Genomic DNA, 16,435 nt, shown 5'->3' on the forward strand with positions numbered 1-16,435 from the left:
CTACCTGTACAGTTGACATGAAGCAACTATAGCCGAGGGCTGCGATATGTCTAGTAGACCGATAATCCTCATCACCGGAGCGACGAACGGCATTGGCTTGCTGGCTGCCATCGAACTGGCCCGCAGAGGCGCCGACCTTATTCTGACAGCACGCACCGCCGTGAAGGCTGATGCGGCGAGGTCGGCGATCCTGGCCGCAGCGCCAAAGACGAAGATCGATATCTATGACGTCGACTTCGGTGACCTGGCATCGGTGGCAGCTTGCGGTGCGGTGATCGCGCAGCGTCATCCGCGCATCGATGTCATGGTCAACAATGCGGGAATTCACGCATTCAAGCCACGTGTCACCAAGGACGGTTTCATTGAAATGATCGCGGTCAACTATTTCGCGGCCTGGCTGCTCACAGACACTCTTAGGGAGACCATCGTCAGGTCAGCGCCATCCCGGATCGTTAACGTAGGGTCGGAGGCCTCCCGGCAAAGCGGGGGAGTCGACATCGATCGAGACCTGACAGACATCGCCGGGTTCTCCGCCCGCGGCTCGTCCAAGATCTATGGGCGAAGCAAGCTGCTCGACATCATGTTCTCTCTCGAACTGGCGGAGCAGCTGGCAAGCGCGCGCGTCACCGTGAACTGCCTATGTCCGGGATTCAACGTGACCGGGCTTGGGCGAGAGTTGGGCGTCTTTTCGGTCGTGTTATCGAAGGCGCTTAATCTGCTCGGGATCGGCGGTCCAGCGCGGGGGGCAGGGATGATTGTGAAGTTGGCGACGGATCCAGCCTTCGCGCTGCGCACGGGCGCCTATGTGAAAGGCGACAGGGACATCACGCCCCTTCCTCCTGCAGATAGCATGGAGGCGCGCCACCATTTGTGGGCTGAAACCAAGCGACTGCTGTCCCCGTTTTTGCCCTAGCGCCAACGCATTGGATCGAGATTGCCTTAGGGCAGATATCGCGCTTGGAGAAACTGACGCAAGCCACGCGATGCTTGACGCCTGGTCTTATGGCTCACGAAGGTTGCGAAGAACTGACCTGAAAGTTTCCTCGTGCCGGCGCTTGTTCTCGTATCAGTGGATCGCCATCGGTTGTCCCACCAACGCATAAATGATGGGCATCTTTTGTTCGCTCTCGCTTGGATCAATACGGCGCCGAAGTTACATCGCGCGGCGGTGGTGCGTGAGCCGCAACATCGAGTTGCGACTGCCCAGCCACACTGGAATAGAAGGCGCATCCCGTGACTCACGCCGCCGACGGATCAAGCTCTGCTTCAGTCAGTTTCGCCCACTTCACAAGCGCTTCGAAGGATGGGCCGAGTGCACGCCCCAGCGCGCTCATGGTGTATTCGACCTTGGGCGGTACCTGGGGATACAGCGTGCGGATCACGATGCCGTCTTCCTCCAGTGCTTTGAGTTGCTGGATGAGCATCTTCTGGGTGACACCTGGTATGCGGCGTTCCAATTCCGAGAAGCGTAGCGGCCCGCCTGCAGCGAGCAGGTGGACGATGATGGCAATCTTCCATTTGCCTTCAAGGACGCGCAGCGTGCGTGCTGCTGCATCGGCCCACGCGCGCTGCTCTTTGGGGTCCTGACAATGCTGTTCCTGTGCCATGTACTTACCTTCTGGTGGGTACCCTACCGTTCGGTAGGTTCTTGCTGATTCTACTGCATGCGATTAGCGTGGCGTCCTACATCGAACGCTAGGACTTAACGTGAAAATCGGCATCTTAGGCAGTGGCCACATCGGCAAGACATTGGTCCGCAGGCTTGCTGCGGCAGGACATGACGTGAAGGTCGCCAACTCGCGCGGGCCGGAGACGATCGACAGCGAGACGCTCGCCAACGGTGGCCGTGCGGTCACCGCAGAGGAGGCGATTGTCGATGTTGAGGTGGTCATCCTCTCGATCCCGTTCAAGCATATTCCGGCAGTTGCGCCGCTGCTGTCCTCGATCCCGTCCGAGACGGTTGTGATCGACACGTCCAACTACTATCCGGCACGCGATGGTGAGATTGCGGCGATCGATCAGGGGCAGGTGGAAAGCCTCTGGGTCGCAGAGCAACTTGGCCGCCCGATCGCCAAGGCCTGGAATGCGATTGGTTCGGGATCCTTCGCAGACAAGGACAAGACGGCGGGTGATCCGCAACGCATCGCGATCCCGATCGCGGCCGACCGCGAGCAGGACCGGCGCGTGACCGTGGAACTGGTCAACGACACCGGCCTCGATGCGGTCGATGCCGGCAGCCTGTCCGAATCCTGGCGGCAGCAGCCTGGAAGCCCGGTGTATTGCACCGATCTGACACGCGAACAGATCCCGCAGGCGCTGGCCGACGCTGACAAGGCGCGCCTGCGCAAGCGGCTGGAGCTGGTGATGGCGGTGATCGTCGAACGGTTTGGCCCCACCGGTTACCCGGATGGCGATTATCTGGTTCGTATCAATCGCGCCGTTTTCATGTAAACCCGCGTTACTGCGCGAAGACCGGTATTGCCTCGGTGATACCGATCTTCCACATGGCATGGGTCACGGAGCGTAGCCATGCCATCGCACTGTGCGCAGACGCTGCTGCTCCGCCATGCAGTGAGACGTGACTGGCCATCGCATCCATGCGCGGCTGTCTATAGGCCAGTGAGAAATGAAGTCACGCGCCGTGCGCGGCTGGCGCCTCAGCACATGCAGCTGAAAAAATATCTGACCTAACTGCGGGTCGTTGCGCATGCGCGTGGCGACGCGCACTCCTTGGTTTCAGGTCTGAATCCGGTTGCACCCGCCGCATACAGCGTGGTCGTTGCTGTGCGTGATTGCGAGCTGCCGTGGTCGCCACTGAAAAGTGGACCTCACCGCTTTTCTATACCTCTTCATTCACGTGTGGACCGTCGCTAGTGCGGCAGAGGTCCAGAACCACATTGGCAACGGTCGACCGACAGCTCGCGAACGCCGAGCCCGTCGGTGAGGCAGCCACGCCCTATGCAATAGGACTGCGCATGAGCGGCGCTTGATGACGTTGGACCGGCTTCTTGCGCGCGGAGTGCGAGCTGGCTGCGATAGTTACCGAATGTGGAAACAGTCAATTTTCGCCATCTGATCTTCTCGAACACCAAGCGCTTGCGCATAGTGCGTTCTGTCCAGCTGATCCTCTGCTCTTCGATGTGAAAGAAGGCGCATTGGTCAACGACTTAATTCATATCGCCTCATGGCGCAGCGAAAAGCAGGAGAAGAGAAATGGCACGGCATGTTCGTTTCCACACAACTGGTGGTCCTGAAGTTCTGCAAATTGATGACGTGCCCACCCCGGAGCCGAAGACTGGTGAAGTACGCATCAGCGTGCGTGCGCTTGGTTTGAACCGCGCAGAGAGCATGTACCGCAGTGGTCGCTATGTGATCGAGCCCTCATTCCCGGCCACCATGGGGTATGAGGCATCGGGTGTGATCGATGCGGTTGGGCAAGGGGTCAGCGATTTGGCGGTGGGCGACGCGGTTGCCGTCATTCCTGCCTTCATGTTTGACCAGTACGGCCTCTATGGCGATCTGGTGGTCGCCCCGGCCCGCGCCGTTGTCAAGAATCCGGCCGGTGTCAGTTGGGAGGCGGCCGCAGCGACCTGGATGCCGTTTACGACTGCATGGGGTGCGCTGATCGACCTGGCCGGTCTGGGCAAGGGCGACTTCGTGGTGTTATCGGCAGCGTCGAGCAGTGTTGGGCTGGCCGCGATGCAGATCGCCGAATCGGTGGGCGCCACGCCGATCGCCATTACCCGCAACGGCGAGAAGCTCGATGATCTGAAAAAGGCGGGCTTCGCCCACGTGCTGCAAACCGGCCTGGACGATATCACTGCGGAGATCCTGCGCATCACCGGCGGCGCTGGCGCACGCGTGGTATTCGACCCGGTTGGTGGTCCCGACTTCGAACACATCGTAAAAGCCACGAGCAAGGATGCAATCGTGTTCATCTATGGCGCACTGAGCCACGACACTACGCCGGTCCCCGTGCTGCACGTCTTGGGAAAGCACACCACGATCCGCGGCTACGAATTTATCGAGGTCACTGCCGACGACGAAAAACTTGCCCGTGCCAAGGCATTCATCACAGAGGGCTTGAGCGCTGGGAAATTCAAGCCTCAGATTGCCAAGGTCTTCCCGTTCGATGAGATCGTCGAAGCGACGCGCTTCCTTGAGTCCAACGCGCAGTTCGGCAAGATCGTGGTCAAACTGTAAGAGCCATGTTGGTGCCGGGCACCTGCGTTGGAAGCGCTGCATGCTGCGGGGCTTCTGTCAGCCGGCGACACGCGTGTGCCTATTCCTTGATTACGCGAGCCAGGTGCGGTCGATGCCAGGGAAGTGCTGCTGAAGCCAGTCCGAGAATGCCCACAGGGGTGGCGGAACATGCGACCGGCTGGGATACACCAGCGAGACCGGGAGCGGGACGGGGCGGAAATCCTTCAGAACCTCCACCAACGTGCCATCACGGAGATAGTGGTCAACCAGCATTCCGGGAACTTGAATCACACCGAAGCCAGCGCGGGCGCACTGGACATAGGCAGACGCATCGTTCACCGACAGCGAGCTTTCAGGCTGAAGCGACTTGCTCACTCCCTCGGCGCGGAAATGCCAAGGCATCGTGCGTTTGCTGATACCGGACAGGAATCTGATGCATGCGTGCTGGTCAAGCGAATCCGGGTGCGTGAGTGGTGGCGATTTCTCAAGATAGGCTGGCGCCGCGCAGGTGATCATCACGAGTGCGCCCAGGCGGCGAGCGACAAGGCTGGAACTTGGCAGTTCGCCGATGCGCAACACACAGTCAACCCCTTCTGCGATGAGATCGACCGAGCGATCGCTCACGCCTAACATGATTACCAACCGTGGATACGTCGCCCGAAACTGGCCGAGCAACGTCATGAATCCCTCCACTGCAAACGCCGACGGGATGTCGATTCGCAATCGTCCGCGAACCGCATCCGCAGGCGCCTGGAACATCGCTACCGCGTCCTCGACCCCACTCAGGATCTCCTCGACCTTCGCAAGGAAGGCTTCGCCTTCTGCCGTCAGACTGACCTTGCGTGTGGTGCGCTGAAACAGACGTACATCCAGGGATGCCTCCAGCTGGTTGATGGCCAGCGTGACCTGCGGCCGGCCAATCTGGAGAGCGTCGGCGGCCTTGGTGAAGCTTTGAAGTTGCGCCACCTTGGAGAACAGACGCATTGATTGAAAGAGCTCCATCGGCACCTCGACTGATGATTTGCGCTGCGGTGGTATCAGGCCGCCGACGCAGCAGTGAGAGTGTAGATGGGTCAATGGGCAGCATTACATGATCATCATGATCGATACGAGGCAATGGATGAAAACCGGAATTCTAGGAACCGGACACATCGGTAGATCGCTCTGCATGCGCTTGAGTGAGGCCGGGCACGAGGTCAAGGTGGCCAACTCACGTGGCCCGGAGACGATTGATGCCGAGCTGCTGTCCTTTGGCGCACGGGCTGTGGCGACTGAAGATGCACTCATCGATGTGGATGTGGTCATCCTGTCCATTCCTCTCAGCCGCATCCCCGGCATTGCGCCGTTGGTGGCCCGGCTTCCGCAAGACACGGTGGTCATCGACACCTCCAACTATTATCCGTTCCGCGATGAAAAGATCGAAGCCATCGAGCGCGGCCAGGTCGAGAGCCTTTGGGTTGCCGAACAGCTCGGCCGCCCGATCGCCAAGGCATGGAACGCGATCGGCTCGGACTCGTTGGCCAGGAAGGCAAAGCCTGCTGGAGCGCCAGATCGGATTGCCATCCCGGTGGCTGCGGATCGAACGCACGATCGTCACGTCGCCATGTCGCTGGTCAATGACACCGGTCTTGATGCCTTTGATGCGGGCGTGCTCGCAGATTCCTGGCGCCAGCAGCCAGGCGCGCCGGTGTATTGCACCGATCTTTCCTATGCGGAGGTCGGCGCGGCATTGCAAGCTGCCGAGCGCCACAGGTTGCCGGCGCGCAGAGATCTCGGCGTTGCGGTCATGCAGGAGCGTCTTGGAGACGGCACAACGAATCCGGACGCGGAGTGGGGCGTGCGCTTGGTGCGTGCGATCAACATGTAGCTGCACAGCCCTGCCAGGCCAGGCGAGAAGCCGAGCACTGGCGAGCAACACGCTTCGGTTTCAGATTTAGAGCGGCTAACCAAACGTAGCGAGCAGTCGTCAGGTGGGTGCGGACGGCGCGGAGGAACCGGAGTGTACGGGGGTACATGAGGATTCCGAGCACCGGCCGCGCCCGCCTGGCGGCTGCGCAGTAGTTTTGATAGCTGCTCTTAATATCGGTGCGTCCGCCGCGCACTGCGAGGCAATGACGATGGTTGAGGTACAGCAGGCACAGCAGGCATCGAGCATGCTTCAACCATTCATGACGCGCGCAAACAAGGGCTGATGTAGCCAACGTGGGGTGGCCCAGATCATGGCCGCGCCAAGCTTGTTACCCACCCCGGGCACAACGCTGATGCGACCCTTATGGAGTGCGCGGATGCCGGCACGGACTACCGGAGCCGGCTGCATCATCATCAGCTTCAATCCAAGGGTGATCTTTTGTTGCGCGGCCTGTGCGAAGCCTGTGTTGGACATGCCCGGGCACAGCGAGGTGACAGTGACACCGTCGCGCTTGAATTCCCGGTGCAGCGCATCGCCTAAGCGCAGGACGTACGCCTTGGATGCGCCATAAACCGCCATGTCCTGCACGCCCCAGAGCGCGAGCAAACTAGCCACCAGCAGGATCCTGCCGTGACCGCGCTTGCGCATGTCGGCGCCAAACAGGTGGGTCATGACCGTGAGGCTTGCGATGTCCAGCTGCACCATGTCCAGAGTGCTTTGCACCGACGTGTCCAGAAAGGCGCCTTGCAGCCCATGGCCGGCGTTATTGATGAGGATTTCCACGTCAATGCCCCGTTCGCGGAGGCTGGCATGCAGCGCCGTGATGGCGGCGACATCTGAGAGGTCAACGTGTTCGGTGATGACCTCCACGGCGTGTGCGCGGCGCAACTCCGCTGCCAGGGCCTGCAATCGGTCCAGCCGGCGCGCGACGAGAATCAAGGAGTGGCCCTTGGCCGCGTATTGCCTGGCGAACTCTTCGCCGAAACCGCTGGATGCGCCGGTAATCAGGACCCAGGCTGTGGTGTTGCTTGGCATGGTGGTGGCTCTGTGTGTGTGGACGAGGTGGCCTGGGCTCTGGCTTTCAGGCAAGATTGGAGACCGATGGTCTTCAATTTAGAAGACCATCGGTCTTTTATCAAGTGAAATGCAGGTGCTTCGTATGAATTCGTTCACGCCCTACGTCCGCGCGCGCTCGGTTGAGCAAAAGGAAGAACGCCGCCGCCACCTCCTGGCCACCGCCCGCGCCATGCTGGATGACAGCCCGGGCGCGCTGGACCTGGGGATCAACGAGCTGGCGCGCCAGGCGCAGATGACCAAGTCCAACGTGTATCGCTACTTCGAAAGCAGCGAGGCGGTATTGATCGACGTGCTCGTTGAGGAATATGCCGGCTGGCAGGCCGAACTTGGTGCAGCGCTGGCAGGGGGCAAGCGCAAAGCAACGGCCGAATCCATTGCCGCGGTGTTTGCGCAAACGTTGTGCGCGCGCCCTTTGCTGTGCCGGCTTACGAGCATCATGCCGTCCATTCTGGAGCGCAAGTTGTCGTTCGAACGCATGGTCGAATTCAAGCTCAACTTGCTGGCGTTACGCCACCAGGCGGCGCAGGCACTTCATGCGCGCTTGCCAGCGATGTCGGTGCAGGCGTTCGACGAGGTGATCAAACACGCGCTACCACTCATCATCGGGTTGTGGCCGCTCAGCCATCCAGTGGATGTCGCCGCGCAAGTGATTGCACTGCCGGAGCTGGAGGGGCTGCGCTACAACTTCCAGCAGGATGTTGAGCGCGCCTTGCTGATCTTGATGCGTGGTGCTGGCGTGTGAGTGGCTAGCTCACTCGCATGGCAGACAGCGCAGTGTCTCGGGCAAGCACCGCCGGCAATCGCCCGTACATTTCATGAGATCTCATGGAGAGGCCAAGTACTGGTCAGCGAAAGTCTAGGACTCGCAGACGACACATCCTTTTACAGGGCGTACTTAGCTAGGAAGAAGCCCCAGGGTGGCCGCCCGCATGCGAGCCAAGGCGTAAACGGTGCGCGTGTGAGGTATCGGCGCCCCGACCTGATCGGCCACTGACACAAGCGCTCCCAGAATGGCCTGAATTTCAACGGGTCTGTTCCCCTCGACGTCTTGCAACATCGACGTTTTGACGTTGCCGAGTTTGCGGGTGATTGCAATCCTTTGCTCAGGATCAATCGCTGGCGAAAGCCCCAGCCGTTGCCCGAGATCAAGCAGCTCGCCCATCATGTCGATGAACAACGCATGCAGAAACGGATCATCAATCAGCGCATCGGTCGCAGCACCGACCAGCAGGCTGACAGGGTTGTAGCAGGCATTCCCCAAGAGTTTCAGCCAGATCTCTTCGCGTACATTGTCGTGGGCATGGGCATCAAAACCGGCGCTACGAAAGATCTCGGCGATGGTTTCGATCCGCTCGCTGTCACCGCCCGCTGGCTCGCCAAAAACGAGTCTGCTCCCGGACGCGTGTTTGATCACGCCCGGACTCAGCGCGGTACAGGACGGGAACACGACACAGCCGATGACTGCATCAATCGGAATCGCCCTTTCTATGACACCACCCGGGTCGACAGACTGCAGACGGAAGCCCGAGAGCGCCTGTGTTGATTTCAGGAAATACCACCATGGCAGGCCGTTCAGTGCAGGGATGATCTGCGTCTGTGGGCCAATCAATGCCTTGGCAGCTGCCACAGCCATTGGCAGCGCCGGCGCCTTGACGGCAAATATCACCATGTCTTGAGCGCCAAGCTCTTCGGGCGCGGCTGTGGCCCGCACAGGGGCCGTTATAAGTTCGTCGTGCGTGTAAAGCTTCAACCCATTTGCATGAATCGCTTCAAGCGTTGCGCCACGCGCCACCACGCTGACATTGTGGCCAGCGGCGAACAATTTGCACGCCAGGAACCCTCCGATTGCTCCTGCACCTACGACTGCGACGCGCATGGTTTGCCTCATAGAAAGAAATGTCTAGCCAAACGCCGGAGATAAATCATGCTGAGTTGATGGCTGGATTCGAGATTGGGGATGAAGGAATTCGCCTAATTCTGCTGCGCTTGAACTGTCATTAGATCGATTTCCTAAATCGATACGGCAGCTTACGGCACGGTGCGTTCGTTGAACGGCCGGCCTCCGCAGATGGTTCCTCGATAACGCAGGACGGCCGTATTGGAACTCTCATCAGCTGCCCTTCGGTATAGCTACGGTGGTCGCACAGGATAGAGCGCGTGCGGCAGTTGCGATCGTCGTCCCGTCACGACGGGCAAAAGTTCAAGGTTAAAAACTGATGCCATACCTCTGCGCGTGAACTGAAAGCCGTTCTAGCGGACGCATGGGGCCCGCTCTTTACGTGCGACCGCCAACATCAGGCTGAATGGCTGCCGGATCATAGCGATCTCAAAGCGCCGCGACGCTCAAGAATTAGGGATCCCTGCCGTTAGCGACCTCTTCCAGCCCAAACGAGAGGTCGCCATGTTTTTCTCCGACAGTCACAAAGTGGAGACGCTGACCAGGGCGGTTGACGCGACCTTGAAAGGCGGTACGGCGCAGTGGCCGGTGAACGGTTCCGCGCAGTTGATCAAGACGATGGCAGAGCGGTTGTGTGCGGCCCAGGAGGAGCGTGATCTGGCGAAAGTGCAGGCAGCAGCGGCGGCGACGGCTTTGCAGCAACTGGAAGGTCGCTTTGAATTGGTTGCCAACAGCACGACCGACGGCCTGTGGGATATCGGCGTGATCAATGGTGATCCAAGCCATCCCGATAGCCCGGTGTGGTGGTCGCCGCAGATGCGCGCGTTGCTGGGGTTTTCGTCAGAGCAGGATTTCCCCAATGTGCTGGACAGCTGGGTGGCCTGCCTGCACCCCGATGACAAGCAGCCGACCCTGGACGCATTTGCAGCGCATCTGGCTGACCGCAGTGGTCGCACGCCATACGATGTTGAGAACCGCCTGCGTCTGAAGTCTGGCGAGTACCGCTGGTTTCGCGCCTTCGGCACCACGGAGCGTGATGCTCAGGGCGTGCCGCTACGTGTTGCGGGCTCGCTCACCGATGTGACCGAGCGCCGCGAGCGCGCGCAATTTCTGGATATCACGCTGACGCGCTTTGAGCTTGGCTCGCAGATGCTCAGTGATGGTCTGTGGGACATGAGTGTCATTGCTGGTGATCCGATCAATCCGAATAACGAGTTCTGGTGGTCGCAGCAGTTCCGCCACTTGCTGGGTTTTGAATCGGAGCAGGAATTCCCCAATGTGCTGGATAGCTGGGCTTCGCGCCTGCATCCTGATGACAAGGCGCGCTCATTGAACGCGTTTGCGGCGCATCTGAACGACCGCACTGGCCGAACCAATTTCGATATCGAGTACCGCCTGCAGCTCAAGAATGGCCAGTACCGCTGGTTCCGCGCGCGTGGCCTGACCAAGCGCGCGGCCGACGGTACGCCGCTGCGTGCGGTTGGCGCGTTGATGGATGTGGAAGCCGGCCGTCAGCTGGGTGAGGTGGCAAACACGCTCAGCAGTGCGGCGGGCGACATCGTGCGCAGCAACGATGAGCTGGCGCGGCGCACCGAACAGCAGGCAGCGGCGCTGGAAGAAACCGCAAGTTCGATGGAAGAAATGACCAGCACCGTGCGCAAGAACGCCGAGGGCGCACGCCAGGCCAATGCGTTGGCGAGCAGTGCCGCAGAGACGGCGTTGCATGGCGGTGAGCTGGTCAATGGGGTGGTCAGCACGATGGCGGCGATCCAGACGTCATCGCGGAAGATCGGCGAGATCATCACCGTCATCGACGGCATCGCGTTCCAGACCAACATCCTTGCCCTGAATGCGGCGGTGGAAGCCGCGCGTGCCGGCGAGCAGGGGCGTGGCTTTGCAGTGGTTGCTTCTGAGGTGCGTAGCCTTGCGCAGCGCTGCACCACCGCCGCCAAGGAGATCCGCGACCTCATTGCCGATTCCGGGGCGAAGGTGGCCCAGGGAGCGGAGCAGGTCAACGTGGCGGGCAAGGCCATGGAAGACCTGCTGTCTTCGGTGAAGCAGGTCAACGACATCATGAGCGGTATCGCCGCGGCCAGCCACGAGCAAAGCGCCGGGATCGAACAGATCAATCAGACCATCGCCCAGATGGACGCAGCCACGCAGCAGAATTCCGCGTTGGTAGACACGATGGCCTCTTCTGCGCGCGCACTTGAAGACCAGGCGAGCGAACTGGTGGCAAGCGTGGAGAGCAGTTCCCGAGGCAAGAGTGCCAAGCCCACGCTGGCAATGGTTGCCTGAGACTTGGCGGATTCACGACCGCGTTGTTGGCGGGGCCTGTAAGCATCAGCGGTGTTGCGGCATCGTCGTCTGCTGCCTCGGTCTGTGCAGCGACCGGTTACGGGCCCGGGCTGGTGGGTTTGGTCGAAGCGCTGAGCTCCTGATCAGGCCCGCCGCTCGCGCACGCCCCATGGGTGCCAGCTACCGGAAGTCACTATGCCGCCAGGCACTGCTGGATGTCGTGCGCGCGACGTATGCTCAGTCAACGCAGCTTACCGGTCGTGGCAGGTAGGCGCGGCTTTGTGGGCAACCAGCGGGTCTGAGGAAACGACATGCAGCAACGGAATGAGCGCTGGGTGCAATGGGCGGCTGTGCTACTCGCGGTTGTGGTGGCGGCACTGCAGCTTGGTTGGGAACAGGTGCATGGTGGGGTCAAGAGCCATCATCTGCTGAACCGTGCGGACCTGCCGACGATTTCGAACTGGTGGGGTTTGCTGGTGTTGCCAGCACTGGGTGCGCTGGCTGGCTACGTCGTTGTGCGTCGAGCACGTCGTGCATCGCAGGTGGTGCGGCATGCACTGATGGGAATGAGCGGTGCGCTGGTTGCGGGCGTTGCGCTCTCGGTTGCATTTGTTGCGGGTAGCGAATCTGCGGCGTCGGCGGTGTTCGTGGGCATTCTGGGCGCGAGTGTGGTGGTGCCCGCGTATCGCGCGGAATACGTGTTCGGGTTTGTGCTGGGAATGACGTTCGTGTTCGGCGCGGTACTTCCAACGCTGTTTGGTCTGTTGGTGGTGGCGGTATCTGCAATTGCGTGGCGCGTGCTGTTTCCCTTGGTGATGGGAGTGGTTCGTCTGGCACGGCGGTGACCGTCAGGGCAGCAGTTGCCCAAGCCAGACGCGACAAACAAACGCGCGGGATCGCCCCGCGCGTTTGCGCACATCAATCACATACGTTCACTCACGCCTGCGTGGTGGCTTCGCGCACGAAGTCGGCGTAGCTGCGCAGTGGGCGGCCGAGGAGGGCCTGCAGGCGGTCGACGGTGCCTGCGGCGGCGTGCATGCCGAACTGCTGGATGCCGGCCATCATCAGGCGCATGTCGTAGGCCATCCAGGCCGGGCCGTGCGCGGCGAGCTGGGCTTCGAAGGCGGCCACATCATCGCCGGCGTAGGCAATCTCGCGGCCCAGTGCGGTGCTCCAGGCCTGTGCGGCGTCCGCGCCGGTCAGGGGCTGCGGGCCGACCAGTTCCAGCGTGGCGCGCTCCAGTGCGGCCGGTGCGCGGTCGCGGCGCAGCAGTTCGGCAACGGCGATGTCGGCGATGTCGCGTGCGTCGATCATGGCGATGCCCTTCGCGCCGATCGGCATCGGGTACACGCCGTAGTCGATGATGGTCTGCTGCACCATGGCTTCGTTCTGCATGAAGTAGGCGGGCCGCAGAATGGTGGCGGGCAGGTTGTGGTGGTCGATCATGCGTTCGACCGTGTGTTTGCCGGTGAAGTGCGGCACGTTGGTGAACAGGTCCGCGTGGATCACCGACAGATAGACGATGCGCTCGATGCCGGCCTCCTTGGCCAGGTTCAAGGTGATCAGTGCCTGCGTCACTTCGTCGGGGGTGACGGCGTTCAACAGGAACAGCGTGCGCACCGATTGCAGTGCGGCGCGTAGCGATGCGACATCGGTGAGGTCGGCAACGACCTCCGTGACGCCGGCCGGGAAGCTGCGCTTGCCCGCCTGGCGAACCAGGGCATGGACGTCGGCGCCGGCAGTGGCCAGGCCTTGCACGATCAGGGAACCAACGGTGCCGGTGGCACCGGTAACGAGAATGCTCATGTGACGCTCCTGCGATGGATGGTGTGGGTGAAACGAAAGGGGGGATGGATCAGCGGGAAAAATCGGCAACCACCTTGCCGCTGTGCGCGGTGGTGCGGATGCGTTCGATGGCGAGCGGAAGGTCGGCAACGCTCACCACCTCGCCCAGGCGCGCCTGCAACGTGCCCTGTGCGACTTCCAGCGCCAGGCGCTGCAGCAGCGCCGCGTCGGGCTGACTGGTGAACCACAGGCCGCGGTGGCCAGCTGGCGTGTGTGCGGCGATGTCGGGCGCTGCGGTGCTCACGATGGCGCCGCCCGGCGCCAGCACCTGCCAGGAGGCTGCGAGCACGCTGTTGCCGACGTAGTCGAGCACCAGGTCGATGTGGGTGGCGATGTCTTCGAAACGTTGCGCGCGGTAGTCGATGACGTGGTCGGCGCCGAGGCTGCGCACGTAGTCCAGCTGCGTGGCGGATGCGGTGGCGAACACCTGGGCGCCGACGCGCTTGGCGAACTGCACGGCATAACTGCCCACACCGCCGGCAGCGCCGTGGATGAGGATGCGCTGGCCGGGCTGCACCGGCCCGGCGTGGCGCAGGCTCTGCCATGCGGTCACCGCGGCCACCGGGATCGCGGCGGCGTGCACATCGTCCAGGCCGTCTGGGGTGGGGGCGAGCCTGGCGGCGTCCAGCGCCACGTACTCGGCGTAGGCGCCCAGCCCGCCAACCGCGCCCATGACCCGGTCGCCCACCTGAAAGCGGGTGGTGCCCGGCCCGACCGCCACCACCACGCCGGCAAGCTCGGCGCCCAGCACGGCGGGCAATTGCAGCGGAAAGGCATCGCGCACGTAGCCGCTGCGCACCTTCCAGTCGATCGCGTTGACGCCGGCAGCACCCACCTGCACCAGCACCTGGCCGGGCCCTGCGGTGGGGCGATCGATGGTGGCCAGCTGCGCGGCGGTGGCATCGCCGTAGGCGTGGATCAGGACAGCGCGTTGGGTGGTCTGCATGGCGTTGATGCTCGTGCGTTGATTGGGTGACGCCACGGTAGGCTGTTGCGTGATCAATACGAAGACGCCAGGATGTGGACGCCCTGGTTCAAATCTGGAACACCGTGGACCTCAATGCCTTGATCGATTTCGCGCTGGTTGCCACCAACCAGGGCCTGGGAAAGGCCAGCCGTGCGAGCGGGCGTTCCAAGGCCACGTTGTCGCGGCGCATCGCCGAGCTGGAAGAGCAACTGGGCGTACGGCTGGTGGAGCGCAGTGCACGCGGACTAAAGCTCACCGAAGCCGGGCAGCTGTTGATGGAACGCACCGAGGCACCGCTGGGCGAAGTGGCCGAAGCACTCACCGCCGCGCGCGAAGGCCTGTCCGCACCGCGCGGGCGTCTGCGCGTGGCCGCGCCGGTGCTGTTTTCGCAACTGGCAATGGGCCACATCGGTGCCGACTTCTGTGCGGCCTACCCGGAAATCAGCCTCGACGTGGTGGCCGAAGACCGCATGGTCGATCTGGTGGACGAACAGTTCGACGTGGCGATCCGGATCAACCCGAAGCCGGACAGCGCGCTGGTCGGCCGCTGCTTTGCGCACGACCGTTTGGTGGTGGTGGCCGCGCCGAGCGTGCCGCTGCCGGCGCCGGGTGCGGTACGCGCGGTGCCGGGGATCGTGATGACAGGCTTCCAGCCGGGCACCTGGCTGCTGGACGGCGGGCGCCTGGAACTGGAGCCGATTGCGCGTCTGAGGTTTTCATCGTTCCTGATGATCCGCGATGCGGCCATTGCCGGCGGCGGCGCGGCGTTGCTGCCGCAGTCCATTGCCTGGCAGCCGCTGGCGCGCGGGGAACTGGTGCAGTGGGGAACGGTGTCCGGCGTGACGCCGGCGCTGTGGGTGTTGCACACCTCGCGGCGGCTGGCCGCGCCCAAGGTACGCGCGTTCGTGGACTTTCTGTGTGCGCGCTACCCGGAGGGGTCGCTGGTGTTGCAGGGCTGACGATTGCGGGTGGCGCGTGCAGCGGCGTGGCGGCCTGTGGCTACGCTTTCTTCGGCGACACCCACATCGCAATCACCGCACGGAAGACGGTGTCTCCGGCGGTGTCCTTGATCAGCACTTCAACCGGGTACTCCCTGGCCACATCGAAGGTGGGCGACGGGTCGAGCGGGCGGGCTTCGGCCACCACCGCGGTCGTGGCTTTCTTGAGGTACTGCACGTCCATGCCGCGCGGGATCCAGCGATGCGTGGCGGGCACGGTCACCTCGGTCATGGTGCCGCCGGCCAGTTCGGCCGCGTTGCACATGGCGATCGCATGCACGGTGCCGATGTGGTTCAGCACCTTGCGCCGCTTGCGCACGGCCACCACGCACTGGCCGGCGCGCAGCACTTCGAAGCGCGGGGAGATCGAGCCGAAGTAGGGCGCCTTCAGGCACAGCAGCCGGGAAAACAGCCATTTGCCAGCAGGCAGCGGGCTTAGCCGTGTCCAGATGTCGAGGGTCTGCGATTGCGTGGCCATGTGCTGCGTTCGCCGTGTGCGGGGTCGGGTGGTCGAAACATACCATGCAGTATGGTGGCCACTGCAAGCGCCACGCAGCGCCGCCCGATCCGGCTGTGCAGGTGTACGCCAGCCGGTGCAGCGGTGAGCGTTGCGCTGCCACCGCCTGGTGCAGCCGCACGGGCGCCCAGTGCTCAGGCATGCTCAGGACACGGTCCGCCCGGACCACACACAGGACGGACCCATGCTGTACGTGCTGATCGCGCTGCTGTTGATCGAAGCGGTGCTGATGCTGTGCTGGAACCGCTGGTACTGCCGCTGGGGCGTGCCCCTGTACGTGCGGCGCATCCCGGCCACCGCAACGGCGCTGGCGCACTTCCCGTTGGGCCGCATCGAGATGACGCTGGATGACTCCGCGTGGGCGCCGCTGGTGTTCCACCCGCTGTCGGAAACAAGCAGTGCGTTTCGTGAAAGCGTGTGGATGCGCCTCAAGCCGAACTACGCACCGGTGATGCGTGGCGTGGTGGTCGTGGACAAGCGCGATCGCGAAATCCGCATCGTGGGCCTGTGCAACTGGAGCATGCTGTGGGTGGCGCTGATGCTCGTCCAGGCGCTGCCGGTGGTGCCGCTGCCAGTGCTGGCATTTACGGTCTTGCTGGGGGTGATCTATGCCATCCAGCGGCATCGCTTCAACCACGTGAGCGATGTGGCGGCGCGCTTGCTTGCCGAGCCCGCGCCGTGGCGGCCCGAGGTGCGTGTGTAAATCTGGGCGCGTGCGCTGTTG

General features: G+C 62.5%; 16 protein-coding genes and 1 other RNA gene. 9 read left to right on the forward strand and 8 right to left on the reverse strand.

The window, feature by feature from the left end; genetic code table 11:
* Positions 1–46 precede the first annotated feature (46 nt).
* On the forward strand, positions 47–913 hold the full coding sequence (locus QRM89_RS15685; protein WP_285448435.1) for an SDR family NAD(P)-dependent oxidoreductase: 867 nt from the start codon (positions 47–49) through the stop codon (positions 911–913).
* A 325-nt stretch (positions 914–1,238) separates the two neighbouring features.
* On the opposite strand, the gene QRM89_RS15690 is transcribed toward QRM89_RS15685, so the two are convergent.
* A complete protein-coding gene (locus QRM89_RS15690) occupies positions 1,239–1,607 on the reverse strand; it encodes a helix-turn-helix domain-containing protein (protein ID WP_115539495.1) in 369 nt (122 codons plus the stop codon).
* 100 nt (positions 1,608–1,707) lie between these two features.
* Between QRM89_RS15690 and QRM89_RS15695 the strand changes: the two genes are divergently transcribed.
* Entirely contained in the window at positions 1,708–2,451 is a 744-nt protein-coding gene (locus tag QRM89_RS15695; RefSeq protein ID WP_285448436.1) for an NAD(P)-binding domain-containing protein, read from the forward strand.
* A gap of 762 nt (positions 2,452–3,213) precedes the next feature.
* Positions 3,214–4,203: a zinc-dependent alcohol dehydrogenase family protein gene (locus tag QRM89_RS15700; RefSeq protein ID WP_285448437.1), complete on the forward strand. Its 990-nt coding sequence runs from the start codon at positions 3,214–3,216 to the stop codon at positions 4,201–4,203.
* Between the two features lie 90 nt (positions 4,204–4,293).
* On the opposite strand, the gene QRM89_RS15705 is transcribed toward QRM89_RS15700, so the two are convergent.
* The gene (locus QRM89_RS15705) at positions 4,294–5,187 is read right to left on the reverse strand and encodes a LysR family transcriptional regulator (RefSeq protein WP_285448438.1); all 894 of its coding nucleotides are present in this window, start codon (positions 5,185–5,187) and stop codon (positions 4,294–4,296) included.
* Between the two features lie 106 nt (positions 5,188–5,293).
* On the opposite strand from QRM89_RS15705, the gene QRM89_RS15710 reads away from it, so the two are divergent.
* The gene (locus QRM89_RS15710; protein ID WP_285448439.1) at positions 5,294–6,070 is read left to right on the forward strand and encodes an NAD(P)-binding domain-containing protein; all 777 of its coding nucleotides are present in this window, start codon (positions 5,294–5,296) and stop codon (positions 6,068–6,070) included.
* A 73-nt stretch (positions 6,071–6,143) separates the two neighbouring features.
* Here QRM89_RS15710 and QRM89_RS15715 read toward each other — a convergent pair.
* Both QRM89_RS15715 and QRM89_RS15720 read right to left on the reverse strand, forming a co-directional pair.
* A non-coding RNA gene (locus QRM89_RS15715) (sX9 sRNA) lies at positions 6,144–6,218 on the reverse strand.
* A gap of 143 nt (positions 6,219–6,361) precedes the next feature.
* Positions 6,362–7,147, reverse strand: coding sequence for an SDR family oxidoreductase (locus tag QRM89_RS15720; protein WP_285448440.1), 786 nt, complete (start codon positions 7,145–7,147; stop codon positions 6,362–6,364).
* A 124-nt stretch (positions 7,148–7,271) separates the two neighbouring features.
* On the opposite strand from QRM89_RS15720, the gene QRM89_RS15725 reads away from it, so the two are divergent.
* Positions 7,272–7,931, forward strand: coding sequence for a TetR/AcrR family transcriptional regulator (locus QRM89_RS15725; protein WP_115539499.1), 660 nt, complete (start codon positions 7,272–7,274; stop codon positions 7,929–7,931).
* A 153-nt stretch (positions 7,932–8,084) separates the two neighbouring features.
* Here QRM89_RS15725 and QRM89_RS15730 read toward each other — a convergent pair whose 3' ends face one another.
* Entirely contained in the window at positions 8,085–9,065 is a 981-nt protein-coding gene (locus tag QRM89_RS15730; protein WP_285448441.1) for a 2-dehydropantoate 2-reductase, read from the reverse strand.
* 525 nt (positions 9,066–9,590) lie between these two features.
* Here QRM89_RS15730 and QRM89_RS15735 point away from each other — a divergent pair.
* Positions 9,591–11,384, forward strand: a complete 1,794-nt coding sequence (locus tag QRM89_RS15735; protein WP_285448442.1) for a methyl-accepting chemotaxis protein — start codon at positions 9,591–9,593, stop codon at positions 11,382–11,384.
* Between the two features lie 368 nt (positions 11,385–11,752).
* Complete coding sequence (locus QRM89_RS15740) at positions 11,753–12,229, forward strand: hypothetical protein (RefSeq protein WP_285448443.1); 477 nt, start codon at positions 11,753–11,755, stop codon at positions 12,227–12,229.
* A 91-nt stretch (positions 12,230–12,320) separates the two neighbouring features.
* Here QRM89_RS15740 and QRM89_RS15745 read toward each other — a convergent pair whose 3' ends face one another.
* Complete coding sequence (locus QRM89_RS15745) at positions 12,321–13,190, reverse strand: NmrA family NAD(P)-binding protein (protein ID WP_285448444.1); 870 nt, start codon at positions 13,188–13,190, stop codon at positions 12,321–12,323.
* A gap of 49 nt (positions 13,191–13,239) precedes the next feature.
* The gene (locus tag QRM89_RS15750) at positions 13,240–14,175 is read right to left on the reverse strand and encodes an NADP-dependent oxidoreductase (protein WP_285448445.1); all 936 of its coding nucleotides are present in this window, start codon (positions 14,173–14,175) and stop codon (positions 13,240–13,242) included.
* Between the two features lie 104 nt (positions 14,176–14,279).
* Between QRM89_RS15750 and QRM89_RS15755 the strand changes: the two genes are divergently transcribed.
* Complete coding sequence (locus tag QRM89_RS15755; RefSeq protein ID WP_285448501.1) at positions 14,280–15,155, forward strand: LysR substrate-binding domain-containing protein; 876 nt, start codon at positions 14,280–14,282, stop codon at positions 15,153–15,155.
* A gap of 40 nt (positions 15,156–15,195) precedes the next feature.
* On the opposite strand, the gene QRM89_RS15760 is transcribed toward QRM89_RS15755, so the two are convergent.
* The gene (locus QRM89_RS15760) at positions 15,196–15,672 is read right to left on the reverse strand and encodes a hotdog fold domain-containing protein (protein WP_119958927.1); all 477 of its coding nucleotides are present in this window, start codon (positions 15,670–15,672) and stop codon (positions 15,196–15,198) included.
* Positions 15,673–15,895: 223 nt separating this feature from the next.
* On the opposite strand from QRM89_RS15760, the gene QRM89_RS15765 reads away from it, so the two are divergent.
* Positions 15,896–16,414, forward strand: a complete 519-nt coding sequence (locus tag QRM89_RS15765) for a hypothetical protein (RefSeq protein ID WP_285448446.1) — start codon at positions 15,896–15,898, stop codon at positions 16,412–16,414.
* Positions 16,415–16,435 lie beyond the last annotated feature (21 nt).

The sequence above is a fragment of the Xanthomonas sp. LMC-A-07 genome, from assembly GCF_030208825.1.
GTDB classification, from domain to species: domain Bacteria; phylum Pseudomonadota; class Gammaproteobacteria; order Xanthomonadales; family Xanthomonadaceae; genus Xanthomonas; species Xanthomonas campestris.